23 protein-coding genes are annotated in these 25199 nt (G+C 69.6%); 13 read left to right on the top strand and 10 right to left on the bottom strand.

Annotated features, from left to right (window positions below; genetic code table 11):
* The coding region (locus NZH93_RS05195; protein WP_259621748.1) for a hypothetical protein at positions 1–634 on the top strand (634 nt) is incomplete at its 5' end.
* Between the two features lie 461 nt (positions 635–1095).
* On the opposite strand, the gene NZH93_RS05190 is transcribed toward NZH93_RS05195, so the two are convergent.
* From NZH93_RS05190 to NZH93_RS05180, 4 genes are all read right to left on the bottom strand, one after another.
* Positions 1096–2622, bottom strand: a complete 1527-nt coding sequence (locus tag NZH93_RS05190) for a phytoene desaturase family protein (RefSeq protein ID WP_259621747.1) — start codon at positions 2620–2622, stop codon at positions 1096–1098.
* Positions 2623–2682: 60 nt separating this feature from the next.
* Positions 2683–2829 (bottom strand): hypothetical protein, encoded by a 147-nt coding sequence (locus tag NZH93_RS05185; protein ID WP_259621746.1) that lies wholly within the window; start codon positions 2827–2829, stop codon positions 2683–2685.
* Between the two features lie 66 nt (positions 2830–2895).
* Complete coding sequence (locus NZH93_RS51405; protein ID WP_443742638.1) at positions 2896–3000, bottom strand: MFS transporter small subunit; 105 nt, start codon at positions 2998–3000, stop codon at positions 2896–2898.
* Complete coding sequence (locus NZH93_RS05180) at positions 2997–4340, bottom strand: L-lactate MFS transporter (protein ID WP_259621745.1); 1344 nt, start codon at positions 4338–4340, stop codon at positions 2997–2999. Before NZH93_RS05180 ends, NZH93_RS51405 begins: the two co-directional genes overlap by 4 nt.
* A gap of 128 nt (positions 4341–4468) precedes the next feature.
* Here NZH93_RS05180 and fdhD point away from each other — a divergent pair, with 128 nt between their 5' ends.
* The 3 genes from fdhD (at position 4469) to NZH93_RS05165 (ending at position 7415) form a co-directional block, all read left to right on the top strand.
* A complete protein-coding gene (gene fdhD / locus NZH93_RS05175) occupies positions 4469–5296 on the top strand; it encodes a formate dehydrogenase accessory sulfurtransferase FdhD (protein WP_259621744.1) in 828 nt (275 codons plus the stop codon).
* Positions 5271–6446: a CaiB/BaiF CoA transferase family protein gene (locus NZH93_RS05170; RefSeq protein WP_259621743.1), complete on the top strand. Its 1176-nt coding sequence runs from the start codon at positions 5271–5273 to the stop codon at positions 6444–6446. Before fdhD ends, NZH93_RS05170 begins: the two co-directional genes overlap by 26 nt.
* A 66-nt stretch (positions 6447–6512) precedes the next feature.
* Positions 6513–7415, top strand: coding sequence for an alpha/beta hydrolase (locus NZH93_RS05165; RefSeq protein ID WP_259621742.1), 903 nt, complete (start codon positions 6513–6515; stop codon positions 7413–7415).
* Here NZH93_RS05165 and NZH93_RS05160 read toward each other — a convergent pair.
* The 5 genes from NZH93_RS05160 to tig all read right to left on the bottom strand — a co-directional run bounded on the left by NZH93_RS05160 (position 7412) and on the right by tig (position 12309).
* Entirely contained in the window at positions 7412–7996 is a 585-nt protein-coding gene (locus tag NZH93_RS05160; RefSeq protein WP_259621741.1) for an RBBP9/YdeN family alpha/beta hydrolase, read from the bottom strand. The genes NZH93_RS05165 and NZH93_RS05160 overlap by 4 nt on opposite strands.
* A 66-nt stretch (positions 7997–8062) precedes the next feature.
* Positions 8063–9343 (bottom strand): ATP-dependent Clp protease ATP-binding subunit ClpX, encoded by a 1281-nt coding sequence (gene clpX / locus NZH93_RS05155; RefSeq protein ID WP_106192775.1) that lies wholly within the window; start codon positions 9341–9343, stop codon positions 8063–8065.
* Positions 9344–9534: 191 nt separating this feature from the next.
* Complete coding sequence (locus NZH93_RS05150) at positions 9535–10164, bottom strand: ATP-dependent Clp protease proteolytic subunit (protein ID WP_259621740.1); 630 nt, start codon at positions 10162–10164, stop codon at positions 9535–9537.
* A gap of 26 nt (positions 10165–10190) precedes the next feature.
* A complete protein-coding gene (locus NZH93_RS05145; RefSeq protein WP_372506589.1) occupies positions 10191–10769 on the bottom strand; it encodes an ATP-dependent Clp protease proteolytic subunit in 579 nt (192 codons plus the stop codon).
* A 181-nt stretch (positions 10770–10950) separates the two neighbouring features.
* Positions 10951–12309 carry a trigger factor gene (tig, locus tag NZH93_RS05140; protein WP_259621738.1) on the bottom strand — a complete coding sequence of 453 codons (1359 nt, stop codon included), beginning with the start codon at positions 12307–12309 and terminating at the stop codon, positions 10951–10953.
* Positions 12310–12491: 182 nt separating this feature from the next.
* Between tig and NZH93_RS05135 the strand changes: the two genes are divergently transcribed.
* The 4 genes from NZH93_RS05135 (at position 12492) to NZH93_RS05120 (ending at position 17050) form a co-directional block, all read left to right on the top strand.
* Positions 12492–13061, top strand: coding sequence for a hypothetical protein (locus tag NZH93_RS05135; RefSeq protein WP_259621737.1), 570 nt, complete (start codon positions 12492–12494; stop codon positions 13059–13061).
* Positions 13062–13949: 888 nt separating this feature from the next.
* Complete coding sequence (locus NZH93_RS05130) at positions 13950–14855, top strand: LysR family transcriptional regulator (RefSeq protein WP_259621736.1); 906 nt, start codon at positions 13950–13952, stop codon at positions 14853–14855.
* A gap of 172 nt (positions 14856–15027) precedes the next feature.
* Positions 15028–16245 (top strand): threonine synthase, encoded by a 1218-nt coding sequence (locus NZH93_RS05125; protein ID WP_259621735.1) that lies wholly within the window; start codon positions 15028–15030, stop codon positions 16243–16245.
* A 7-nt stretch (positions 16246–16252) separates the two neighbouring features.
* Positions 16253–17050 (top strand): alpha/beta fold hydrolase, encoded by a 798-nt coding sequence (locus tag NZH93_RS05120; protein ID WP_259621734.1) that lies wholly within the window; start codon positions 16253–16255, stop codon positions 17048–17050.
* Here NZH93_RS05120 and NZH93_RS05115 read toward each other — a convergent pair.
* Positions 17047–18060, bottom strand: coding sequence for a LacI family DNA-binding transcriptional regulator (locus tag NZH93_RS05115; protein ID WP_259621733.1), 1014 nt, complete (start codon positions 18058–18060; stop codon positions 17047–17049). The genes NZH93_RS05120 and NZH93_RS05115 overlap by 4 nt on opposite strands.
* Before the next feature lie 98 nt (positions 18061–18158).
* Between NZH93_RS05115 and NZH93_RS05110 the strand changes: the two genes are divergently transcribed.
* The 5 genes from NZH93_RS05110 to NZH93_RS05090 are packed head-to-tail and all read left to right on the top strand — an operon-like array spanning position 18159 to position 25193.
* On the top strand, positions 18159–19433 hold the full coding sequence (locus NZH93_RS05110) for an ABC transporter substrate-binding protein (protein ID WP_259621732.1): 1275 nt from the start codon (positions 18159–18161) through the stop codon (positions 19431–19433).
* Positions 19430–20314: a carbohydrate ABC transporter permease gene (locus tag NZH93_RS05105; protein ID WP_259621731.1), complete on the top strand. Its 885-nt coding sequence runs from the start codon at positions 19430–19432 to the stop codon at positions 20312–20314. The genes NZH93_RS05110 and NZH93_RS05105 overlap by 4 nt, the downstream gene beginning before the upstream one ends.
* Complete coding sequence (locus tag NZH93_RS05100; RefSeq protein WP_259621730.1) at positions 20311–21117, top strand: carbohydrate ABC transporter permease; 807 nt, start codon at positions 20311–20313, stop codon at positions 21115–21117. Before NZH93_RS05105 ends, NZH93_RS05100 begins: the two co-directional genes overlap by 4 nt.
* Positions 21118–21128: 11 nt before the next feature.
* Entirely contained in the window at positions 21129–22262 is a 1134-nt protein-coding gene (locus tag NZH93_RS05095) for a glycoside hydrolase 5 family protein (RefSeq protein ID WP_259621729.1), read from the top strand.
* A complete protein-coding gene (locus NZH93_RS05090; protein ID WP_259621728.1) occupies positions 22263–25193 on the top strand; it encodes an alpha-mannosidase in 2931 nt (976 codons plus the stop codon).
* The last annotated feature ends 6 nt before the right edge of the window (positions 25194–25199 follow it).

The raw sequence follows: 25199 nt of genomic DNA, 5'->3' as shown, positions 1-25199 counted from the left end.
CAACCTGCGGAGCAGCTACTACGGGTTCGGCTACCGCGCGACCAACAACGGCACGGTCACCGCGCACAACTCCACCACCAACGCCGTCGTGCACGCGCGGGAGGTCCTCGGGCAGTACAAGGTCTCCTTCAAGGCGCTGGGCGGCAACGCGGGCGGCACCGTCCTGGTCACCGCCACCGGGCAGACGAACACGTGGTGCAAGACCGCCGACTGGTACCCCGACACGATCTACCACCACGTGCTTGTCCGCTGCTTCACCCCGACCGGGGCGCCTGCCGACGGCGACTTCAACGTCACCTTCGTCGACAAGGGCAACGTCGTCGGCGACAAGAACCCCTCACCCGGCCTCGTCTCCGCCTACGGCTGGATCAGCACCGTCCCCAGCGCCCCCACCACCTGGGCCTACCCGCTACCGACGTGGACCATCACCACCCCGATGCCGGGCACCCGCGCCCTGACCCCGTCGCTGCTGCTGACCGGCGGCGACTTCCAGGTCACGGCCTACGACACGACTTCCGACTCGTGCGCCATCGCCTACTGGACCGGCGTGACCGCCACCGTCCAGTGCTACACCGCGGCAGGCGCCCCGGTGAACGCCCCGTTCGACATCGCCTACGTGGGCGAGCACGACTGAACCCTCGTGCCGCCGGGTCGTCCGCCCGCACACCGCGGACGACCCGGCGACACGGGCGACACGGGCGACACGGCGACCCATGATCCGGACCGGCCCGCGTCTTCGGGCCGCAGCTCGGGCGTCTCCCGCCGCTCGGCCGTGCGCGCGAACCGCGTCGATCTCGGCCCGCACCGAGGAACGAGCTGCTGAGCAAGCCGGGACAGGTGCCGAGGAGCGAGCCGGGGCAGCTCGCCACCGCGCCACGAGACGGGGCAGGTCGTCAGCGAGTCGCCGCTCGTCGCGCGCCGAGCAGCGCCATAGCCGCGTTGTGACCACCGATCCCGCTGACCCCACCACCCCGCCACAAGGCGAGGCAGGCCGTCAGCGAGTCGCCGCTCGTCGCGCGCCGAGCAGCGCCATAGCCGCGTTGCGACCACCGATCCCGCTGACCCCACCACCCCGCCACAAGGCGAGGCAGGCCGTCAGCGGATCGCTGCTCGTCGCGCGTCCAGCACCGCCATAGCCGCGTTGTGACCGCCGATGCCGCTGACCCCACCGCCGCGCCGCGCACCCGCGCCGCAGACGAACACGTTGGCCACGTCGGTCTCCACGCCCCAGCCACCCGCCTCGCCATCCTCCGCGAACGGCCACGCGAGGTCGCCGTGGAAGATGTTGCCGCGCGGCAGCCCGAGTTCGGCCTCCAGGTCCAGCGGCGTCCGCGCCTCGATGCACGGCCGTCCGTCGGCGTCGAGCGCCAGGCACGACTCGATCGGCTCCTCCAGGTACCGGTTCAACCCGGCCAGGTACCGCTCGACCAGCGACGACCGCAACTCCTCGTTGCGCCCCTCGAACAACGCCGCGGGCAGGTGCAGCCCGAACAGCGTCAGCGTGTGGTGCCCGCTCAACGACGGCCCGAGGATGGACGGGTCGGTCAAGGAGTGGCAGTACATCTCGCCCGGCAGCACTGACGGCACCTCACCGGCGGCGCTCTCCGCGTAGGCCGTCTCCAACTGCGAGTACGACTCATCCAGGTGGAACGTCCCGGCGAACGCGACCTCGGCAGGCACCCCGGACCGCAACCGGGGCAGGCGGGTCAACAGCATGTTGACCTTCAACTGGCAGCCCTCACCCCGCGACACCACCTCCTTCCCCAGCAACGAGTCCAGCACGGCGGGCGCCACACCGGACAGCACGAACCGAGCACCCACCTCTCGGCCGCCGAACACCACGGACCCGGACGCGCCGTCGGCGGACACCCGTGTCACCGGCTCCCCGGTGACGATCTCCACCCCGGCGGCCGACGCCACCCGCAGCAGCTCCGCGGTGACCGCGCCCATCCCGCCGACCGGCACCCTCCACTCCCCCGTGCCGTTGCCGATCACGTGGTAGAGGAAGCACCGGTTGGCGGCCAGGTCGGAGGACTTCAACGACGTGTGCGTGCCGATCAGCCCATCGGTCGCCACCACGCCGCGCACCACGTCGTCCGGGAACAGCTCCTTCAACGTCACGCCGAGCGGACGCTCGAACACCGGCTCCCACAGGTCGCCCGCAAGCGCCGCGAACTCGGCACGGGAGCGCAACGGCTCCAGCATCGTCGGCGCCAGCACCGCGGCCAGCGCGTCCAAGGAGGCGTACCAGCGCTGCCACGCCTCCCAGGCCGAGCCGGACCCCGTCAGGGCGCGGAACGACTCGGCGGACGCCGGACCGGGATCGCGTTCGACCAGCAGCCCACCGCTGCCGAAGGGCGTGTACGACGACGACGCGCGCGACCGGAGCTCCAGCCGCAGGCCGAGGTCGGCCACGATCCGGTCCGGCAGCAGGCTGACCAGGTACGAGAACCGCGACAGGCGAACGGGCACGCCCGCGAAGGGGGACGCGCTCACCGCCGCCCCGCCCACGTGGTCCAGCTTCTCGACCACCAGCACCGACAACCCGGCCCTCGCCAGGTAGGTCGCCGCTACCAGCGCGTTGTGCCCGCCACCCACCACCACGACGTCATAGGAGTCCACCCGGCCAACCTAGCGCCGTGACCACGGTCTTCACCGGGCCCGGGACGCAGCAAACCCGCATTAACGCCACCACGGCGGATCACGGCCCACGAAGAGCCGCACCACGAACCCACCGCGCCCGAGCACGGGAACGACCCCCGCCGGGACGCGCGAGGCGAGAGCCGCCAGCGCGCCCCGGAGCAGGAGCCAGAAGAACAGGAGTGCCATGCACCCAGTAGACCGACGAGCACCGACAAAAACCGGCCCTCGGCCGTCACCCGATCAGGTAGAGGCTCAACTCGTGAAGAGCGGCGTCACCCGACGCACCAGTTCCACCAGGCCGTAGGCGAGCGGAACACCGACCCACACCCACGCGAACACGATCAACGGTCGCCTCATCGGGACGCCTCCTCCAGCTCGGCGGGCTCGTGGAACTTCGCGTCGACGGGCTTCACCAGCTCGTTCGCGACGAACCCGATGGCCAGCAGCGCGATCATGATGAACAGCGAGTTCGTGTACAGGTCGGGCCCGGACTTGCCCGCGGCCTTCTGGCTGTCGGAGATCGCGTTCACGATCAGCGGCCCGAGCACACCGGCCGTCGACCACGCGGTGAGCAGCCGACCGTGGATCGCACCGACCTGGTACGTGCCGAACAGGTCCTTCAGGTACGCCGGGATGGTCGCGAAACCGCCGCCGTAGAACGACAGGATCACCATGGCGCACACCACGAACAGCGCCGTCGACACGTTGCCCGCCAACGCGATCACGAGGTACATCGCCGCGCCGACACCGAGGTAGATCCGGTAGATGTTCTTGCGCCCCACCAGGTCCGATGTGGACGACCACACGATCCGACCGGCCATGTTGGCCAGCGACAGCAGTGCGACGAACCCGCCCGCCGCCGCGACCGCGATCGGTGTCGCCGTCTGCGCGAAGAAGTCGGTGATCATCGGGGCGGCCTTCTCCAGGATGCCGATGCCCGCGGTCACGTTGAAGCACAGGACGATCCACAAGAACCAGAACTGCGGCGTGCGGATCGCGTTGCGCGCGGACACGTTCGCCGTCGTGATCATCTTGTTGACCACCGCGACGGCCGGTTCCCAGCCGGGTGGCCGCCAGCCCTCGGCGGGCACGCGGATCAGCAGCACGCCCAGCGACATGAACACCGCGTAGACGACGCCGTGCACGGCGAACGACTCGGCGATGCCGGTGTTGTCCTTGCCGAACGACTTGAGCATCTGCGTCGACCACGGCGACGCGATCAGCGCACCACCGCCGAAGCCCATGATCGCGATGCCGGTCGCCATGCCCGGCCGGTCGGGGAACCACTTGATCAGCGTCGACACCGGCGAGATGTAGCCGATGCCGAGACCGATGCCGCCGACGAAGCCGTAGCCGATCACCACCAGCCAGAACTGCGAGGTCCACGCGCCGAGCGCGGAGATCAGGAAGCCCGACGAGAAGCACACGGCGGACACGAACATCGCCCAGCGCGGTCCGTTGCGCTCGACGAGCGTGCCGCCGAACGCGGCCGACAGGCCGAGCATGACGATGCCGAGTTGGAACGGCAGGGCGCTCTGCGTGCCGGACAGGCCGAGCGCCCCTTCGAGGGGCGACTTGAAGACGCTCCACGCGTAGGCCTGCCCGATGGCGAGGTGGACCGAGAGCGCGGCCGGCGGGATGAGCCAGCGGTTCCAGTCCGCGGGTGCGACTGTTCGGGAGCGGTCGAGGAAACCCACTGTCCGACACCTCCGTAACCTGGTTGGTGACCACCGGAACTTATTGCCCACCGATGGTGTTCGCACGATCGGGGCCGATGAGCGGTAGGTCATGGGCGGGGAACGGCTCGAAGTGAGGGGTTGTCGAGATGGGACGCGTCACGGTTCGACGTCCGGTGATCAGCTTCTCGCCCCGCGGGGAGCGCAGGAAGATCGACGCGCTGGCGGCCGAGGAACCCCTGGAGTTGCGGGTGGACGGTCGGGCGCTGGCAGTGACGATGCGCACACCCGGCCAGGACGTCGAACTGGCGCACGGCTTCCTCCTCAGCGAGGGTGTGATCACCGACCTGGAGGACATCTCCACCGCCCGGTTCTGCGAGGGCACCGGTCCCGACGGGGAGAACACCTACAACGTCCTGGACCTGGCGCTCGCACCCGGCGTGCCGCCGCCGGACGTGGGTGTCGAGCGGAACTTCTACACCACCTCCTCGTGCGGGGTGTGCGGGAAGGCCGCGCTCGACGCCGTTCGGCTGAAAACGTCGTTCTCGCCCGCGGGAGACCCGTGCCGGGTGGGTGTCGACGTGCTGACCACGCTCCCGGACGTGCTGCGGACCCAGCAGAAGGTGTTCGCCTCGACCGGCGGGCTGCACGCGGCCGGGCTGTTCACGTCGTCCGGCGAGCCGCTGGTGGTGCGCGAGGACGTGGGCAGGCACAACGCGGTCGACAAGGTCCTCGGCTGGGCGCTGATGAACGGTCGGATCCCGCTGCGCGACCACGTGCTGATGGTGTCCGGGCGGGCGTCGTTCGAGCTGGTGCAGAAGGCGGCGATGGCCGGGATCCCGGTCCTGTCCGCGGTGTCCGCGCCGTCCTCGCTGGCCGTGGAGCTGGCCGAGGAGCAGGGCATGACCCTCATCGGCTTCCTCAGGGGCGACTCGCTCAACGTCTACACCGGTGCCGAGCGCGTTGAAGCCCCTTGACGACGTCCTGGTGGTCAGCTTCGAGCAGGCCGTAGCCGTCCCGTACGCGACGCGGCTGCTGGCCGACCTCGGGGCGCGGGTGGTCAAGGTCGAACGGCCGGGCACCGGCGACTTCGCGCGCCACTACGACTCGGCGTGCGGCGAGGTGTCGTCGTACTTCGCCTGGACGAACGTCGGCAAGGAGTCCCTCACCCTCGACCTGGCCCACGAACGGGCGGGCGAGGTGGTGGCACGGCTGGTCGCGGCGGCGGACGTGGTGCTCTGCAACCTCTCCCCCGGCGCGGCCCGGCGGCACGGGCTGGACGCGGACGCGCTGCGCGCGGGCAGGCCGGACCTGGTCGTGGGCGAGCTGTCCGGGTACGGCGACGGCGGCCCGTACGGCGAGCGGAAGGCGTTCGACGCGCTGGTCCAGTCCGAGGCCGGGCTGGTGGAGCTGACCGGCGACGGCGACGTGACGGCGCGAGCCGGGATCTCGGTGGCCGACATCGCCGCCGGGGTGCAGTTGCAGTCCGCCGTGCTGGCCGCGCTGCTCGCCCGCGCGCGGACCGGGCAGGGCGCCACGCTGCGGCTGAGCCTGTTCGAGGCCATGGCCGAGTGGATGCACCAGCCGATGCTCTACGCGGCGGGCACGGGCCGAGCGGCGCCCCGCAACGGTGCCCACCACCCGACCATCGCCCCGTACGGGCCCTTCCCGTGCGGTGACGGCGCGGTGCACCTGGCCGTGCAGAACGACCCGCAGTGGCGGCGGCTCTGCGCCGAGGTCCTGACCAGGCCCGACCTGGCCGACGACCCCCGGTTCGGCACGGTCGCCGACCGGGTCCGGCACCGGGCCGAGCTGCACGCCGAGCTGGACTTCGGCTCGTGGACCGCGGACGCCCTGCTGGCCGCGCTGGACGCCGCCGACGTGCCCGCCGCGCGCACCCGGAGCGTCACCGACCTGCCCGACCACCCGCAACTCGTGGCCCGCGACCGGCGGCACGGGGTCGCGGTGCCCGGCGGGTCGGTCATGATGCTCCGGCCGCCCGTCGACGGCTGGGACTGGACGCCGGGCGCGGTGCCCGCGTTGGGCGAGCACACCGATCACGTCCTGCGCACGCTCGGCTACACAGCGGCGGAGGTCGTGGAACTTCGGGCAGACCTGGTCACCTGAACCCCTGACTTGATGGCGAAACACCACGCGCTCGGCGCACGATGTGTGGTGCGGAGGGCGGGGGAAATGGACGAGAGACTGCGCGCGGGCGTGCACCGGCGAACGGTGCTGTCCGCGCTCGGCGTGGCCGGGGTGACGGCCGCGGGACTGGGGTTGACGCTCAACGGCACCGCGCCGCTGGGTGAGGCGCTGCGGCTGGCCGTCGGCGTCGCGGGGCCGAAACCCGCGGGCAAGCGCCCGGTGGTGACCGTGGACCGGGTCCACTCGGCCGCCAGGGGCCGGGACGTCGACCTGGTGACCATCCTGCCGCCCGGCCCGACGCCGAAGAACCTGCCGATGTCGATCCTGCTGCACGGCCTCCACGGCAACGCCCGGTACGCGGCCGTCGCGGGCCTGCCCGAGGTGTTCACCTCCGCCGTCGTGCGCGGCGCCGTGCCCAAGTTCGGGTTCGTGGCGGTCGACGGCGGCGACAACTACTGGCACGAGAACGTCCCCGGCGACGACCCGATGGCGATGCTCCTGGAGGAGGTCCCGCGCTGGCTCGCCGACCGCGGCCTCGGTCCGCTGCCGTTCGCCTGCACGGGCGTCTCCATGGGCGGCTTCGGCGCCCTCCTCTACGCCCGCCGCCGCAACGAGCGCCGCCAACCCCTCGCCGCCGTCGCCACGATCGCCCCCGGCCTGCTCACCTCGTGGACCGAGATGGCGAAGCGCAAGGCCTTCGCGAACGCCGACCAGTGGACATCCCTCGACCCGCTCAAGCACCAGGCCGAGCTGGGTGACGTGCCGATCGGGATCTGGATCGGCGACAAGGACCGGTTCATCGTCGGGGCGCGGAAGTTCATCAAGGAGAAGAAGCCCGTGGTGGGGTCGATCGGGCCCGGCGGGCACGACGATCGGTTCTTCCGCCGCGCCGTGCCGGACGTGATCCGGTTCCTGGGGAAGCGCGTGCCGAAGCCGGGGCGCGACTAGCGCGGGGTGAGCGGGGTGCGGTCGCTGCGGACCCACTTGAGCACGGCGGTCCACGGGCCATAGCCCGCGTCGACGTTCAGGTGGGCGCCGCCGACGATGACGTCCAGTTCGACCCGCAACGCCTCCGCCAGCAGTTTCGCCTGGTCCAGGGTGCAGTACGCGTCGCCGTCGCCGACGACCAGCCGGGTGGTCGCGGCGGCCCTGCGGAGGCCGTCCGCGTCCGTCGGGGCGGGGACGAAGGTGGTGATGGCCGGTTCCGGGCAGTCGACGCTCGGTGGGGCGACGAGCAGCACCCGGTCGACGCGCGTGGCCGGATCGGGTGAACTCGCGGCGTGGTGGAGCCACAGCAGGCACGCCAGGGAGTGGGCGACGACCACACGTTCACCCGTTGTGGGGGCGGCCATCAGGTGAGCCCGGAGTTCCGGCAGCCAGACGTCCAGCGCAGGGCCGTCGGGTTCGGTGAACAGGGGCATGTCGACCTGGGCCCCGTGGTGGGCCAGTTCGCCCGCGAGCCAGTTCTGCCAGTGCGTCGGCCCCGACCCGTTCAAGCCGTGCAGCAGGAGGACGTAGGGCAGCGACACGGTTTTCCCTCCGAAACACGAGCGGGCGCACTCCGGGACCGGAGTGCGCCCATCCGCGATGGTGCTCTACGCCGACTTCTCGCGGCGTTCGCGCCTGCTTGGCTGACGGGCGACGATCGTCGGGTTCACGTTCTCCTTGACCGTCTGCTCCGTGATGACGACCTTGGCGACGTCGGTGCGGCTCGGGATGTCGTACATGACGGGGAGCAGCACCTCCTCCATGATCGCCCGGAGCCCACGGGCACCGGTGCCGCGGAGGATCGCCTGGTCGGCGACGGCCTCCATGGCGGTCTTCGTGAACTCCAGCTCGACGCCGTCCATCTCGAAGAGCTTCTGGTACTGCTTGACCAGCGCGTTCTTCGGTTCGGTGAGGATCTTGACCAGGGACGGCTTGTCCAGGTTCGTGACGCTCGCGACCATCGGGAGACGGCCGATGAACTCCGGGATGAGGCCGAACTTGATCAGGTCCTCGGGCATCGAGTCGGCGAAGTAGTCCGCCGCGTCGACCTCGGCCTTGGTGCGCACCTCGGCGCCGAAGCCGAGCCCGCGCTTGCCGACGCGGTCCTGGATGATCTTCTCCAGGCCCGCGAACGCGCCCGCCACGATGAACAGCACGTTCGTCGTGTCGATCTGGATGAACTCCTGGTGGGGGTGCTTGCGACCACCCTGCGGGGGCACGGAGGCCGTGGTCCCCTCCAGTATTTTCAGCAGCGCCTGCTGGACGCCCTCACCGGACACATCACGGGTGATGGACGGGTTTTCACTCTTCCGGGCGATCTTGTCGACTTCGTCGATGTAGATGATGCCGGTTTCGGCGCGCTTCACGTCGTAGTCGGCTGCCTGGATGAGCTTCAGCAGGATGTTCTCGACGTCCTCGCCGACGTAACCGGCCTCCGTGAGGGCGGTCGCGTCCGCGATGGCGAACGGAACGTTCAGCATCTTCGCCAGCGTCTGGGCGAGGTAGGTCTTGCCACACCCCGTCGGCCCGAGCATCAGGATGTTCGACTTCGCCAGCTCGACGCCGTCGTCCCTGCCCTCGCGCCCTCGATCACCAGCTTGGATGCGCTTGTAGTGGTTGTAGACCGCCACCGCGAGAGTCCGCTTCGCTTCGCTCTGACCGATGACGTACTGGTCGAGGAACTCGTGGATCTCAGACGGCTTCGGCAACTCATCGAGCTTGACGTCGCCCGCTTCCGCGAGCTCCTCCTCGATGATCTCGTTGCAGAGGTCGATGCACTCATCGCAGATGTAAACGCCGGGGCCAGCGATGAGTTTCTTCACCTGCTTCTGGCTCTTTCCGCAGAAAGAACACTTCAGCAGGTCGCCGCCGTCACCGATACGCGCCATGACCGCTGACCTCTGTCCCCTCCGGCGCACACCCTGATGTGCGGCGCCTGATCGTGTGGCGAGACCCGCTGGACACGAGTTCCGCCCATTCCTCTCGACGGTACCTGGCCAACCCGTCCAAGCGGGAGGACCAGCGTCCCCCGGACCCGCCGAACCAACCGGTAAGCCCGGTCAGCTCGGCGTGTCGGACGTCACTTGTTGGCCGAGAGCTTCCGGTACGGGAGCACGGCGTCGACGATGCCGTACTCCTTCGCGGCGTCGGCGGTCAGGATCTTGTCGCGCTCGACGTCGAGCCGGACCTGCTCCGGGGAGCGGCCCGTGTGGTGCGCCAGCGTGGTCTCCATGAGGCGGCGAACGCGCTGGATCTCGTTCGACTGGATCTCCAGGTCCGACACCTGACCGTAGACGCCCTCGGTGGAGGGCTGGTGGATCAGGATGCGGGCGTTCGGCAGCGCGTGCCGCTTGCCGGGGGTACCCGCGGCGAGCAGGACGGCGGCGGCCGACGCGGCCTGGCCGAGGCAGTACGTCTGGATGTCCGGGCGGACGAACTGCATCGTGTCGTAGATGGCCATCAGCGAGGTGAACGAGCCACCGGGCGAGTTGATGTAGAGCAGGATGTCGCGGTCCGGGTCGTCCGACTCCAGGCACAGGAGCTGAGCCATGACGTCGTTCGCCGAGGCGTCGTCGACCTGCACGCCGAGGAAGATGATGCGTTCCTCGAACAGCTTGTTGTAGGGGTTGGACTCCTTGACCCCGTAGCTGGTGCGCTCGACGAACGACGGCAGCACGTACCGGGACTGAGGCGCGTAGGACTGGTCCACTTGAGGTCTCCTGGGTTGTGCCGCGGTCAGGCGTTCGAGACGCGGGTGGGGCGGGTGATCACCTTGTCGACGAAGCCGTACTCCAGGGCCTCGGCCGCGGTGAACCAGCGGTCGCGGTCCGAGTCGGCGATGATCCGGTCCACCGGCTGCCCGGTGTGCTCGGCGATGAGCTCCGCCATCTCGTGCTTCGTGCGGGTCAGCATGTCCGCCTGGATCGCGATGTCGGCCGCCGTGCCGCCGACGCCCGCGGACGGCTGGTGCATCAGGACGCGCGCGTGCGGCAGGATCGAGCGCTTGCCGGGAGCGCCCGCGGAGAGCAGGAACTGGCCCATGGACGCCGCGAGGCCCATGGCGGTGGTGGCGACGTCCGGCTCGATGAGCTGCATCGTGTCGAAGATGGCCATGCCCGCGGTGACCGAGCCGCCCGGCGAGTTGATGTAGAGGGTGATGTCCTTTTCAGGGTCCTCAGCGGCCAGCAGGAGGAGCTGCGCGGTGATCTGGTTGGCGATGCCCTCTTCGACCTGGGAGCCCAACACGATGATCCGCTCTCGGAGCAGCCGCTCGAAAACCGAGTCGTTGAGGTTCATCCCCGCGGACGACCGCATCTCGGGCGTCGGGAAGGAGTGCTGCGTCACGTCTGCCTGCCTTACTCCAGGAGGAACGGGGAGGACTGCTCCGCCGTGGCTTGACTCTGTATCTGATCCCGTCTGCCGGAATCCCTACGAGCGACCTTAACGAAGACGGGCGGTGTCAACTTCCCGACACCGCCCGTTTTCGCTCAGGGCTTTACTGCTCGGCGGATTCCTCAGTGGAGGCGTCCGACTTGGACTCGCCGAACAGCTCGTCCAGGTCCAGCGTGTTGCCGGTGGCGTCGGTCACAGTCGCCTGGCGGACGACGGCGGCGAGGGCCTTGCCGCGGCGGACGTCGGCGAAGATCGCGCCGAGCTGGCCGGACTGCTGCGCGCGCTTGACGTACTCGTCCGGGCTGATGCCGAAGCGCTGGGCCTGGTAGATGATCCGCTCGGTGAGCTCGGCGTCGGTGACGCTGATCTCCTCGGCGTCGGCGATCGAGTCGAGCACGAGCTGCGTCTTCACGGCCTGCTCGGCCGCGGTGCGCACCTCGGTGTCGAACTCCTCCTGGGTCTGGCCCTGCTCGGTCAGCCACTCGGCGAAGCGCGCCTCGTCGTGGTCGAACGAGTGCACGGCGTCGTGCTTGCGCGCGTCGACCTCACCCTGGACGACGGCCTCGGGCAGCGGGACCTCGGTGGTCGCGAGCAGCGCCTCGAGGACCTTGTCGCGGGCCTCGACGCCCTGCTGCATCTTCTTCACGCGGCCGAGGCGGGTGCGCAGGTCGCCCTTCAGCTCGTCCAGCGTGTCGAACTCGCTGGCGAGCTGCGCGAACTCGTCGTCCAGCTCGGGGAGCTGGCGCTCCTTGACGCTGTTGAGCACGACGCTGACCTCGGCCTCGCGGCCGGAGTGCTCACCGGCGACGAGCGTCGTGGTGAACGTCTTGGTCTCGCCCTCGGACGCGCCGATCAGGGCGTCGTCGATGCCCTCGACGAGCTGGCCGGAGCCGATCTCGTAGGACAGGCCCGCGGTCTTGGCCTCCTCGACCTCCTCGCCGTCCACGGTCGCGGACAGGTCGACGACGACGAAGTCGCCCTCGGCCGCTTCGCGCTTGACGCCGGTCAGGGTGCCGAAGCGGGCGCGCAGCTCGTCGAGCTGGGTGTCGACGTCCGACTCCTCGACCTCCTGGTCCTCGACGCTCACCGACAGCTCGCCGAACGCGGGCACGGTGATCTCGGGACGGATGTCGACCTCGGCGCTGAACGCGAGGGAGTCGCCGTCGGCGATGTTCGTGACCTCGAACTCGGGACGGCCGAGGGTGCGCACCTCACCGCTGTTCACGGCTTCCAGGTACTTGGCGGGGATGGCCTCCTGGACGACCTCGTCCAGTACGGCGCCGCGGCCGATGCGGCTCTCCAGGACGCGCGCGGGTGCCTTGCCGGGGCGGAAGCCGGGGATGCGCACCTGCTTGGCGAGCTTGCGGTAAGCGCGGTCGAAGTCCGGCTTGAGCTCGTCGAACGGCACCTCGACGTTGATCCGGACCCGCGTCGGGCTCAGCTGCTCGACGGTGCTCTTCAACGTGGTCTCCTCGTAACGAACATGACGTGCGGAACAGCCCGAAACACCACGACAGGCGTCGGGATTCCCGTCGAGTCTAGGTGAGCGGCCCGCCGCGCCGACCTGCCGGGGTGCGCTGGCCCCCTATCCGCCGCGGTCGGGAAGCCCTACCGTGATGGGTCTGGACCAATGCGAGGTGGCGGATGGCTGTTCGCGCGGTGGCCGCGGCGTTGACCGGTTTGGCCCTGCTGGCGGCGTGCACGCCCTTCGACCCGACCGCCGACCCCCACTCCGGGCACCACCCGACCACCTCGCGGGTGATCGCGCCCGCGGGCCCGTTCAGCACCCTCGAAGACGTCGTCGCGTGGACCAGGGACGCCAGCGGCGGCCAGTGCTCCGACGCCCGGACCGCGACCATGCCCGAGTTCGCCGCCTACCTCGGCGCCGACCGGGCGAGGCTGTACGAGCCGTTCGTGGAGTCGTGGGCGACCTGCGCCGTGCCGCCGTTCCAGAAGGTCGGCCTCGTCCTGTTCAAGCCGGGCGGCGTGCGGTCGCTCCAGGAGTTCTGGAAGGCGGGCCTGGCCGACGGGACGCTGACCGAGAACCCCGACTTCGGCTTCGGTGACGGGTTCGCCGTCACGTCCGAGGAGCTGGGCACCGGCGAACTCGGCCTGCGGCACCTGTGGTGCGAGCCCGTCGAGGGCACCGACGCCGTCGAGGAGCCCGCCGGGGTCGACGGCTGCGTGTTCGCCACGACCACAGGGCACCACTAGCCGGACGTCGGGAACCGACCGGCCCGCGCCGGCGTCGGACAGGTGGTCGCGGCGCCCGAACGCGGTGTTGGGCCGTTCGGGGGTCTCCAGATCGCTGACCACGGAAAATCGGAGCACACGTGAGAGCGCTCTCCGGAGTAGCCGCGCGTGCGGACAGCCCACGGCGCAGGACCGACCGGATCATCCGGTACTAGCCGGTTCAGCAGAACGTTAGGCCATTCGAGTGGCAATCACATCCGTTCACTCTCCGAAGCCATACACGGGACGCTCCGGTTACCTACAGTTGCCCGAGCTTCACTACTGCCGTAGTCGATACTCACCGACCGCGACCGAAACCTAGGGGGGTTACGCACAACGAGTGAATAGAGGCCAACCGGAGTAGCGCCTCATGGAAAACTTTCACTTGTTGAGATGACTCCACTCGCCGTAGTCCATTCGTGTGCAGGTCAGGTAGCGTAACGCGCGAGCCTGGGACCACCTTGCTCACCTGATGAAAGTTGCCGGACGTTCTGGGGGGACCAGTAGCGGACGCAACCGGTAACGGGACGCAAGAAACGAGCGAGACAATGTCATCGAGCTTTTCAACCACCTACCAGACAAGGTGTCGATGACCCGATGAGATCCATTCCGCCGCTGCCCCCGACCCACCGCGTGCTCCCGCCCGCTCCCACCACCCACCTCGACGCCAGGCCCTACCGCTCGGCACCGATGTGGTTCTACCAGTTCTTTTCGGCACCCAGCACGGTCGCCCGGCGATGTTGACACCCCAGCCGACCTGACCGCCCCTACCCGCGGCCAGGTCAACTGTCGCCAACGCACCGGTCCCCACGACGCCGTCCTACCCCGGCGTTCGTGGATCACTCTGTTTACGCACCGTTGGGGAGCTCCATGGAGACGCGTCAGCTTTTGGCGTTCACAACTGTGGTTCAAACGGGAAGTTTTACGAAGGCCGCCGCCACTCTGAATTGCTCGCAGCCCACGATCACTACCCGTATCAAGGCACTCGAGGAGACGCTCGGGGTTTCGCTGTTCCGACGTCTTCCGCGAGGCATCCAGATGACGTCCGCGGGCGTTGAGCTACTGCCCTTCGCACGCAACATCATCACCCTTACCGACAAGGCCAGAAAAGCCATCACGATGAACGGCGAGCCGCACGGCAAGCTGGTCATCGGCAGCGCACAGAGTTTGACCGACTACCGGCTGTTACCCCTCATCGAGTACATGTGCTGGCGCTATCCGAGCGTCCAGATCTCGCTGCACTCGCGGAACACGCAGTCGAACCTGTCGTCGGTCCGGGAAGGACGCCTCGACTGCGCGTTCTTCATCGGCCCGATCGAGCCCCGCGAGGGACTCGAGTCGACGGTGCTCTGCCCCGAGCCGCTGGTCATGGTCAGCGGACCGACGCACGCCCTCACCAGGCGGTCGGTGATCACCGAGGACGAACTGCGCGGCAGCACGCTGGTCAGAGCTGAGAACGGCGCCAGCTACTACGAACAGTTCGAGCAGGCACTGGGGTTGCACGACAGCGAGTCGAGATCGCCGGTGCTGGCGCTCGACTCGATAGACGCCGCCAAGCGCGCGGTCGCCTCCGGCCTGGGGATCTCTCTCGTCCCCGAGGTCACGGTCGCGGCCGAGCTGGCGGACGGCAGGCTGCGCAGGCTGCCCTGGGTCCCCCCGTTCCGGGTGTACACGCAGTTCGCGTGGCGCCAGGACAACTCGGGCAACCCGTCGGTGACCGCGCTGGTCTCCGCCGCGGCCCAGGTGGTCAGCGAACAGGTGGCCACACCTGCATGACACGGGACCGTTCTTGGGCTCTTCGGGCGCGAAAGCGTCCAAGAACGGTTCCAGCGGCACCACTCCCGACCGGTGGCGGTACCGGTCGACGTCGACCTGGTCCGGGCCCTCACCAGCCCCGTTGACCTCGACGTGACCGACGGGACCACCCCTCTTCTGGTTGGCTGGCGGAATGACCTACAGCCGGTTGACGCACCTGGACTGCGCCCGCTGCCACCGCCGCCACGACGCCGACGTGCTCGCGAACCTGTGCGACTGCGGCTCACCTCTGCTGGCCCGGTACGACCTGGCGGCCGTGCGCGAGACCGTCACCCCCGCTGACCTGGCGGGCAGGCCACCGACGCTGTGGCGGTACCACGAGGTGCTGCCGGTGCGGGACGAGGCGAACGTGGTCAGCCTGGGCGAGGGCATGACGCCGCTGCTGCCGCTCCCCCGGCTCGGCGAGGCGCTCGGCGTGCCGGGGCTGCTGATGAAGGACGAGGGCCTGGTGCCCACCGGGTCGTTCAAGGCCCGCGGCGCGGCCGTCGGCGTCTCACGGGCTGCGGAATTGGGCGCGAGCACCATCGCAATGCCGACCAACGGGAACGCGGGCGCGGCGTGGGCGCTGTACGCGGCTCGCGCCAGCCTGCGGAGCGTGGTCGCGATGCCCGTGGACGCGCCGGAGATCACCCGTGCCGAGTGCGCGGTCAGCGGCGCGGACCTCTACCTGGTCAACGGCCTCATCGGCGACGCCGGGAAGATGATCAGCGAGCTGGTGTCCTCTTCGGACGGTGAGCTGTTCGACACCTCGACGTTGAAGGAGCCCTACCGCATCGAGGGCAAGAAGACCATGGGCTACGAGATCGTCGAGCAGTTGGGCTGGCGCTGCCCGGACGTGATCCTCTACCCGACCGGCGGCGGCGTGGGACTGATCGGCATCCACAAGGCGCTGCTGGAGATGCGCGAGCTCGGCTGGATCACCGGGAAGCTGCCGCGGCTGGTCGCGGTGCAGGCCACCGGGTGCGCGCCGATCGTGAAGGCGTTCGAGGCGGGCGAGCGGACCGCGGAGCCGTGGCCGGACTCGAAGACCGTGGCGTTCGGCATCAACGTGCCGAAGGCGCTCGGGGACTTCCTGATCCTCGACGCCCTGTACGAGACGGGCGGCACGGCCATCGCGGTGGACGACGAGGCGCTGCTGGCGGCCCAGGAGCTGTGCGCGCGGCTCGAAGGCGCGTTCGTCTGCCCGGAGGGCGCCGCGGCGTTCGCGGCCGTTCGGCTGCTGCGCAAGGAGGGGTGGCTCGCCGAGGACGAGGAGGTCGTGGTCCTCAACACCGGGGCGGGCATCAAGTACCCGGACACGGTTACCGTCTCCGTGCCCACGTTGGAGATCGGCGAGAAGCTACCGCGCTAGGAGACTCATGGTCGTCGTGAACGGGCTGGAGATCGCCCACCGGCAGAGCACGGGCACCGGGAGACCGGTCGTGCTGGTGCACGGGAACTCGTCGTCGTCCAGGACGTGGCAGCCGCTGCTGGACGGGCCGTTCGGCAAGCGCTTCCGCTGCCTGGCGCTGGACCTGCCGGGTCACGGGGGCTCGCAGAGCCCGGACGGCGGCTACTCGATGGCGACCTTCACGGCCGCCGTGAGCGGGTTCGCCGACGTGCTGGACGTCCCGGACGCGGTGTTCGTCGGCTGGAGCCTGGGCGGGCACATCGTCCTGGAGGCCGAGCCCCAGCTTCCTGACGCGGCCGGGTTCGCGATCTTCGGCACGCCGCCGCTGCCGAGCCCGGCCGCGGTGCCGTCGGCGTTCCTGTCGAACCCCGCGATGGGCGTCGGGTTCTCCCGCGAGGTGGGCGAGGAGGACGCGGCGGCGTACGCGGCGAGCTTCGTCGCGCCCGGTTCCGCGCTGCCGCTGCACGGGTTCATCGCGGACATCCTGGCGACCGACCCCGCGTCGCGGGAGGGCATCGGCGCCGCCATCGGGTCGGGCGCCATCTCCGACGAGGCGGCGATCGTGGCGGGGCTCAAGCGTCCGCTCGCCGTGCTGCACGGCGGCGAGGAGCAGCTCGTGTCGCTGGAGTACCTGCGGGGCCTGGACATCCCGACGCTGTGGCGCGGTGACGTGCAGGTGCTCGACGGCGTCGGGCACGCGCCACACGAGGAGGCGCCCGAGGCGTTCGCCGAGCTGCTGGCCGCGTTCGTGGACGACCTGGACTAGCGCGGCGGGCCGGTGCTGCCCCGCGGGACCAGCACCGGCACCTGGTCCTCGACGTCCGCGGGCGGCTCGCCGTCCAGCACGGTGAGCAGGGTCTTCGCGGCGCGCTCACCGAACGCGAACGTGTCGCGCGCCAACGCCGTCAGCGGCGGGTGCAGCAGGCGGCACAGCGGCGAGTCGTCCCACGCCACCAGCGACACGTCGTCCGGCACCGCGACCCCGAGTTCGGCCGCGACCCCGGCGCCCGCCACGGCCATCACGTCGTTGTCGTAGACGATCGCGGTCGGCGGTGTGCGGCCGGTCAGCAGGTCGCGGGTGGCGCTCGCGCCCTGCTCGTCGGTGTAGTCGGTGGCGACGCACTCGGCGGCCGTGATGCCCCACGCGGCGGCGGCCTCGTGGAACGCGGTCGTGCGGCGCTCGGTGTGCAGCAGTCCGGGCAGGCCCGCCACCCGTGCGATCCGCCGGTGCCCCAGCGCCCCCAGGTGCTCGATGATCGACACCATCGCCGCGGCGTCGTCGGCCCACACGCTGGCGAGACCGCCGTGGTGGCCGGGGCCGCCGATGACGACGGCGGGCATCCGCAGCCGTTCCACGAGGTCGATCCGCTGGTCGTCCACCCGCAGGTCGACCAGGAACACACCGTCGACGCGCTGCTCGGACGACCACCGCCGGTACAGCTCGATCTCCGCCGCCTGGTCCTCCACGACCTGGAACATCAGCGCCACCGACCGGGTCGACAGCTCGGCCTGGAGGCCGGAGATGAGCTGGAAGAAGAACGACTCGACGCCGAGGGTGCGGGCGGGCCGGGCGAGCACCAGGCCGACCGAGTCGGCGCGCGCGGCGGACAGGGCCCGTGCGGCGCTGTTCGGCCGCCACTGGAGCTCGTCGGCCACGCCAAGGATGCGCCGACGGGTCTCCTCCGAGACACCGGGCCTGCCGTTGAGCGCGAGCGAGACCGCGCCTTTCGAGACGCCCGCGCGCAGGGCGATGTCTCGGATCGTCGGACGTTTCACACGCACCAGCCTGTCCGGAAGTAGACAAGTGAATCGATTGAGGGTAGCTCCAGCTATACCGGTTTAGCTACGGTCGGGACAACACGGAGGTGCGCCTGATGCGGACGACTCGACGCGTATTCCTGATGGGCTTGGCGGCAGCGACCCTCGCCGGTTGCGGACTGTCCGGCACGAGCCAGGAAGGAGGTGCGGTCGGCGGCGAGGTCAAGGGCGAGATCACCTTCCAGACCTGGGCGCTGAAACCCAAGTACACGGAGTACGTCGAGGGCGTCATAGCCGCCTTCCAGCAAGAACACGCCGGTACGACGGTCAAGTGGATCGACCAGCCCGCCGACGGCTACCTCACCAAGGTACTGGCCGACGCGTCAGCGGGCTCGCTGCCGGACGTGGTCAACGTGCCGCCGGACCTGAGCTTCCCGCTCGCCAAAGCGGGCCAGCTCGTCGACCTCGACCAGGCCGCGGGCGACGCGAAGAACGACTACCTCGACAATGCGTGGGCGGCTTACGCCATTCCGGGTAAATCAGGTACGTACGGTTTCCCGTGGTACCTGAACACCGGCCCGGTGTTCTACAACAAAGCGCTGTTCCAGCAAGCAGGCCTCAATCCCGACAGCCCGCCGACGACGTTCGCCGAACTGGAGACCGCCGCGCTGGCGATGGCGCAGAAGACCGACCGGCGGGTCGCGATGCTCGGCCAGACGCCGTCGATCGCCGACTTCGGGCTCTACGGCGTGGAGATGATGAACGCCGACGGCACGAAGTTCACCTTCAACTCGGCCAAGGGCGTCGAGCTGGTCGACGTGTACAAGCGGATGTACGACGCGGGCGGGCTGGTCGCGGAGGCGTTGACGCAGAACTACACCGGGTCCGGCGCGAAGTTCATGGCGCAGCAGACCGCGCTGACGCCCGGATCGGCGTACGACCTGGGCAAGTTCAAGACCGACGCGCCGTCGCTGTACGCGAACATCGGCATCACCAAGCCGATCACGAACACCGGCAAGGCCAACATGTACGTCCACGGCGTCTCGGTGCCGAACTCCAGCAAGAACAAGGCCACCGCGCTGGCGTTCGGCCGGTTCGTGACGAACGCGCGGAACCAGCTCGCGTTCTCCAAGATCGCGACGATCTTCCCCAGCACCAAGGGCGGCATGCAGGACCCGTACTTCACCACCGAGGACGGGACCGACGAGGCCAGGGTGCGGGTCGCGGCGGCCAAGCAGCTCGGCGACTCGGTGAACTACACGCCCGTGCAGTTCAGCCAGCAGATGCAGGACTCGCTGCGGCAGAACCTCGCGGACGCCATGCTGGGCAAGAAGTCCTCGAAGCAGGCGCTGGACGACACGGTCGCCGAGTGCGACCGGCTGCTCGGGTGAGCGTGGGCCACCACCGGTCCTACACCCCCTGGTTGTTCCTGCTGCCCGGACTGGCCGTCGTCATCACGTTCAGCCTCGTGCCGTTCGTGAACATGCTCGTGCTGGCGTTCACCAACGCCACCGCGCTCGGCGGCGGCCGGTTCACCGGGTTCGCGAACTTCCAGCGGATGCTGGACGACCCGAAGTTCTGGGTGGCCCTGCGCAACAGCTCGCTGTACCTCGTGTGCATCGTGCCGCCGCTGGTCGTGCTGCCGCTGCTGATCGCGTTGCTGGTGCAGAAGAAGCTGCCCGGCATCACGTTCTTCCGCACCGCGTTCTTCACGCCGGTGATCGCGTCGGCGGTCGTGGTGGGGCTGATCTGGACGTGGCTGTTGGACAGCCAGGGCCTGGTCAACACCGTGCTGCGGGCGCTGGGGTGGGTCAGCAGGCCGGTGCCGTTCCTGACCGACGAGTGGCTGCTGCTGTTCAGCGCGATGCTCGTGACGGTGTGGAAGGGCCTCGGCTACTACATGATCATCTACCTGGCCGCGCTGGGGAACGTGCCTGCCGACCTGCACGAGGCCGCCCAGGTCGACGGCGCGGGGCCGATCCGGCGGTTCTTCGCCGTCACCGTGCCCGCGCTGCGGCCGACGATGGTGCTGGTCGCGGCGCTGTCGGCGGTCAACGGGTTCCGGGTGTTCTCCGAGATCTACCTGCTGTCCGGTGGATCGGGCGGGCCCGGTGGCGCGGACACGTCGCTGGTGATGCTGATCCAGCAGACGGGCACCGGCCTGACCGGCAACGTCGGCTACGCGTCCGCGCTGAGCCTCGTGCTGTTCGTGATCACGCTGGGGCTGCTGCTGATCACGTTGCGGCTCAACCGGCGGGAGGAGGCGCTGTGAAGCGGGTCGCGCGGTACGCGTTGCTGCTGCTCGTGCTGGCGATCACCATCGGGCCGTTCCTGTGGCAGCTCTCCACGTCGTTGAAGGGCGCGGGCGAGGACGTGTACGCGCCGGTGTTCGTGCCGTCGGACCCGACGCTCGCGAACTACGCGGGCGTGGCCGACGCCGTTCCGGTGTGGACGTTCGCGCTGAACTCCTTGCTGGTGGCCGTGGTGAACGTGGTCACCAACTGCGTCGGCGCGTCGATGGCCGGGTACGCGTTGGCGCGCCTGAGGTTCCGCGGCCGTCGGCTGGCCGCGCTGGTGTTCGCGTCGGGCATCCTGGTGCCGTTCGAGGTCATCCTGATCTCGCTGTTCCTGGTCATGCGGTCGTTCGACCTGACGAACACGCTCACCGCCGTGGTGCTGCCGGGAGCGATCGGCGCGTTGAACGTCCTGTTGATGCGCAACGCCTTCCTGGCGCTGCAACCGGAGGTCGAGGAGGCCGCGGTCATCGACGGGGCGAACGCGTGGCAGCGGTTCTGGCGCATCGCCGTGCCCTCCGCGCGCGGCACGATCCTGGTCGTCGCGCTGTTCTCGTTCATGTTCAGCTGGGACGACTTCCTGTGGCCGCTGGTGGTGCTCAGCGATCCCGACAAGTACACGCTGACCATCGGGCTCGCGTACCTCCAGGGCACGTTCTTCCAGAACCAGCGGCTCGTCGCGGCGGGGACGATCATCGCCGTCGCGCCGCTGATCGTGTTGTTCATCAGCCTCCAGAAGCACTTCTTCCGCGGGGTCGGAGAAGGTGCGATCAAGGGCTAGAAGGGAACGCCTTGCCGCGATTCGGTGTCAACTACACCCCGTCCTCAGGATGGTTCCACCACTGGCTGGACTTCGACCTGGACGCCGTCCGGGCCGACCTCTCCTCGATCGCCGAACTCGGGCTCGACCACGTGCGGGTGTTCCCGCTGTGGCCGGTGTTCCAGCCCAACCGGGGGCTCGTGCGGCCCCAGGCCGTGGACCAGCTCGTGTCGATGGTCGACGCCGCCGCGGAGTTCGGCCTCGACGTGCAGGTCGACGCGTTGCAGGGCCACCTGTCGAGCTTCGACTTCTACCCGTCGTGGGTGCAGACGTGGCACCGCCGCAACATCTTCACCGACCCGGACGTGGTGTCCGGCCAGGCGTTCTACCTCCGCACGCTGCTGGAGGCCTTGCGGGACCGGCCGAACTTCCTCGGCCTGACGCTGGGCAACGAGACCAACCTGCTCACCGAGTCGAACCCGCTGACGCCGCAGGAGGCTTCGCACTGGCTGGAGTCGCTGCTGGCCGTGTGCGACGAGACCGCGCCGGGCCTGCCGCACGTGCACTCGGAGTACGACGCCGTCTGGTACGAGGACGGGCACCCATTCCTACCGTCACACGCGGCGGGGCTCGGCGCCATGACGACCGTGCACTCGTGGGTGTTCAACGGGACCGCGCAGCGCTACGGCCCGTTGAGCGTGGAGAGCGTGCACCACGCCGAGTACCTGGTGGAACTGGCCAAGGCGTGGGGCGCACCGAACCGGCCCGTGTGGTTGCAGGAGATCGGGGCGGCGCAGCCGGAGATCAGCGCCGCGGAGGCGCCGGAGTTCGCCGAGCGGACGCTGGAGAACGTGCTGACCTGCTCGAACCTGTGGGGCGTCACGTGGTGGTGCTCGCACGACGTGGACCGGTCGCTGGTCGACTTCCCCGAGCGCGAGTACGAGCTGGGGCTGCTCACGACCGAGCGCAAGACGAAGCCGTTGGGCGAGACCGTGGCGCGGATCGTGGCCCTTGCCCGCTCCTCTCCCCCCGCCGCGGTGGCGCGGACGACGTCGCTGGAATTGACTGGGGAGCGGTCGGCGTGGGGGCCCGGTGGCGCCTTCTTCGACGAGTGGATGGGCCTCGCGCGCGACGGCGTGCGAGCGGCGATCGAAGTGGAGCGATAGGTGCACGACGAACGCGCGCTACTGGAAGAACGGCTGAAGCGGACCCTGCGCGAACGGATCCGGCCCGCGCTCTACAGCGGTTCCACGCCGGTCGAGCTGTCGGTGTGGCACGCGCCCGGCGAGCCGGTGCCCGTCGCCGAGGCGCTGGCCGCGCCGTACGAACCGGCCCGCGTCGGCAGCGCGTGGGGAGCGCCGTGGAGCACCAGTTGGTTCCGGATCTCCGCGCAGGTGCCGCCGGAGTGGGCCGCGCTGCGGGTCGAGGTCGTGGTCGACCTCGGGTTCACCCACCCCGGCCCCGGTTTCCAGGCGGAGGGCCTGGCGTACAGCGCTTCCGGTGAGCCGGTGAAGGGCATCGAGCCGCGCAACACGTACCTGCCGGTCACCGGGTCGGAGGTGCTGTACTACCTGGAGGCGGCGGGCAACCCGACGATCCTGGACTTCGAGCCGTTCGTGCCGACCCCGTTGGGGGACAAGGAGACCGCCGGGACCGAGCCGCTGTACCGGATCCAGCGAGCCGACCTGGCGGTGTTCAACCCCGAGGTGTGGCACCTGATCACGGACCTCCAGGCGTTGCAGGGGTTGATGGACGAGTTGCCCGCCCACGAGCCGCGGCGGCACCGGATCCTGCACGCCGTCGACCGGTCGTTGGACCTGTTGGACTTCCAGGACGTTCCGGGCAGCGCCGCTCGTTCCCGGTCGGCGTTGGAGGAGGTGCTGTCGAGGCCCGCCAACGCGAGCGCGCACCGGGTGTCGGCGGTCGGGCACGCGCACATCGACTCGGCGTGGCTGTGGCCGCTGCGGGAGACCGTGCGCAAGTGCGCCAGAACGTTCAGCAACGTCACCGCGCTGATGGAGGAGTACCCCGAGTTCGTGTTCGCCTGCTCGCAGGCGCAGCAGTACGCGTGGATGAAGGAGCACCACCCTGCGGTGTACCGGCGGATCACCGAGCGGGTGGCTTCCGGGCAGTTCGTCCCCGTCGGCGGCATGTGGGTGGAGTCGGACACGAACATGCCCGGCGGCGAGGCGATGGCCCGCCAACTGGTGCACGGCAAGCGGTTCTTCCTCGACGAGTTCGGCGTGGAGACGGAGGAGGTGTGGCTGCCCGACTCGTTCGGCTACAGCGCCGCGCTCCCCCAGTTGATCAAGCTGTCGGGATCCCGCTGGTTCCTGACGCAGAAGCTGTCGTGGAACCAGATCAACAAGTTCCCGCACTCCACGTTCTGGTGGGAGGGCATCGACGGCAGCCGGGTGTTCACCCACTTCCCGCCCGTAGACACGTACAACTCGTCGCTGTCCGGCGAGGAACTGGCCCGCGCCAGCAGGCAGTTCGCCGAGCACGCCGTGGCGACGCGGTCGCTGGTGCCGTTCGGCTACGGCGACGGCGGTGGCGGGCCGACGCGGGAGATGCTGGAGACGGCGAAGCGCGTGGCGAACCTCGAAGGCTCGCCGACCGTGACGATCGAGACGCCAGCGGCGTTCTTCCAGGGGGCGCAGGACGAGTACCCGAACGCGCCCGTGTGGACCGGTGAGCTGTACCTGGAGAAGCACCGCGCCACGTACACGACGCAGGCGCGGACCAAGCAGGGCAACCGGCGCAGCGAGCACCTGCTGCGCGAAGCCGAGCTGTGGGCGACGGCGGCCGCGCTGCGCGTCGGTTCGGCGTACCCGTACGACGAGCTGGACCGGCTGTGGAAGACCGTTCTGCTGCACCAGTTCCACGACATCCTGCCCGGCAGCTCGATCGCGTGGGTGCACCGCGAGGCCGAGGCGACCTACGCCCGCGTGGCGGCGGAACTGGGCGGGATCATCGACGGCTCGGTGGCCGCGCTGGCCGGTGAAGGGTCGACGCCGCTGGTGTTCGACGCCTTCTCCACCGGAGCGACCTCGGTGCCCGTGGCGCCTCCCGTCGCACCGGTCGACGGCGTGCTGGACAACGGCCTGCTGCGGATCACCGTGTCCCCCAACGGTTTGCTGACCTCGGTGTACGACCTGGTGGCGTCGCGCGAGGTCCTGCCGCCCGGCGCGGTCGGCAACCTGCCGCAGGTGCACGCGGACACGCCGAACCAGTGGGACGCCTGGGACATCGACCCGTTCTACCGCAACAGCCGCGTCGACCTGACCGACGGCGAGGTGACGCCGTTGGCCGACGGGCTGCTGGTGCGGCGGCAGTTCGGCAAGTCGACGATCACGCAGACGTTGCGGCTGCTGGAAGGCGCGCGGCAGGTGGACATCGACACCGAGGTGGAGTGGCAGGAGGTCGAGAAGCTGCTGAAACTGGCGTTCCCGCTGGACGTGCGAGCCGAGGTGTCGACGGCCGAGACCCAGTTCGGCCACCTGCACCGACCGATCCACGTCAACACCTCGTGGGAGGCCGCCAAGTTCGAGATCTGCGCGCACCGCTGGCTGCACGTCGGCGAACCCGGCTTCGGCGTCGCGCTGGCCAACGACTCGACCTACGGCCACGACGTCACCCGCACCACCCGTGACGACGGCGGCACGACGACAACGGTCCGCCTCTCCCTGCTCCGCGCGCCCCGTTTCCCCGACCCGTTGACCGACCAGGGCACGCACCGCTTCCGCCACGCGCTAGTCGTCGGCGCGGGCATTCTCGACGCCGTCGCGGCCGGGTACCGGATCAACCTGCCCCAACGCGTCGTCCGGGGTGCGCGGGAGGTGGCGCCACTCGTGTCCGTCGACAACCCGGCCGTCGTGATCGAGGCGGTCAAGCTGGCCGACGACCGCTCGGGCGACGTGGTCGTCCGACTCTACGAATCCCTGGGCGGCCGAGCCCGCACGACACTGCACACCTCGTTCCCGGTGCACCGCGTAGTGGAAACCGACCTGCTCGAACGCCCCCTGTCCGACACGACGGTCGACTTGGAGTTGCGCCCCTTCCAGGTACTCACCCTGCGACTCGCACACGAGGCCTGAGCCCCG

Origin of the sequence: Umezawaea endophytica (assembly GCF_025061645.1) — a bacterium.
Lineage (GTDB): Bacteria > Actinomycetota > Actinomycetes > Mycobacteriales > Pseudonocardiaceae > Umezawaea > Umezawaea endophytica.
This window is presented reverse-complemented; position numbering and strand designations above follow the sequence as displayed.

Bases quoted from the DNA above. Each gene is read 5' to 3' on its own strand.
- NZH93_RS05185 (WP_259621746.1), bottom strand. From the start codon at position 2,829: ATGGCACTCCTGTTCTTCTGGCTCCTGCTCCGGGGCGCGCTGGCGGCT.
- NZH93_RS51405 (WP_443742638.1), bottom strand. From the start codon at position 3,000: ATGAGGCGACCGTTGATCGTGTTCGCGTGGGTGTGGGTCGGTGTTCCG.
- fdhD (WP_259621744.1), top strand. From the start codon at position 4,469: ATGGGACGCGTCACGGTTCGACGTCCGGTGATCAGCTTCTCGCCCCGC.
- NZH93_RS05165 (WP_259621742.1), top strand. From the start codon at position 6,513: ATGGACGAGAGACTGCGCGCGGGCGTGCACCGGCGAACGGTGCTGTCC.
- clpX (WP_106192775.1), bottom strand. From the start codon at position 9,343: ATGGCGCGTATCGGTGACGGCGGCGACCTGCTGAAGTGTTCTTTCTGC.
- NZH93_RS05145 (WP_372506589.1), bottom strand. From the start codon at position 10,769: ATGCGGTCGTCCGCGGGGATGAACCTCAACGACTCGGTTTTCGAGCGG.
- NZH93_RS05135 (WP_259621737.1), top strand. From the start codon at position 12,492: ATGGCTGTTCGCGCGGTGGCCGCGGCGTTGACCGGTTTGGCCCTGCTG.
- NZH93_RS05130 (WP_259621736.1), top strand. From the start codon at position 13,950: ATGGAGACGCGTCAGCTTTTGGCGTTCACAACTGTGGTTCAAACGGGA.
- NZH93_RS05125 (WP_259621735.1), top strand. From the start codon at position 15,028: ATGACCTACAGCCGGTTGACGCACCTGGACTGCGCCCGCTGCCACCGC.
- NZH93_RS05120 (WP_259621734.1), top strand. From the start codon at position 16,253: ATGGTCGTCGTGAACGGGCTGGAGATCGCCCACCGGCAGAGCACGGGC.
- NZH93_RS05110 (WP_259621732.1), top strand. From the start codon at position 18,159: ATGCGGACGACTCGACGCGTATTCCTGATGGGCTTGGCGGCAGCGACC.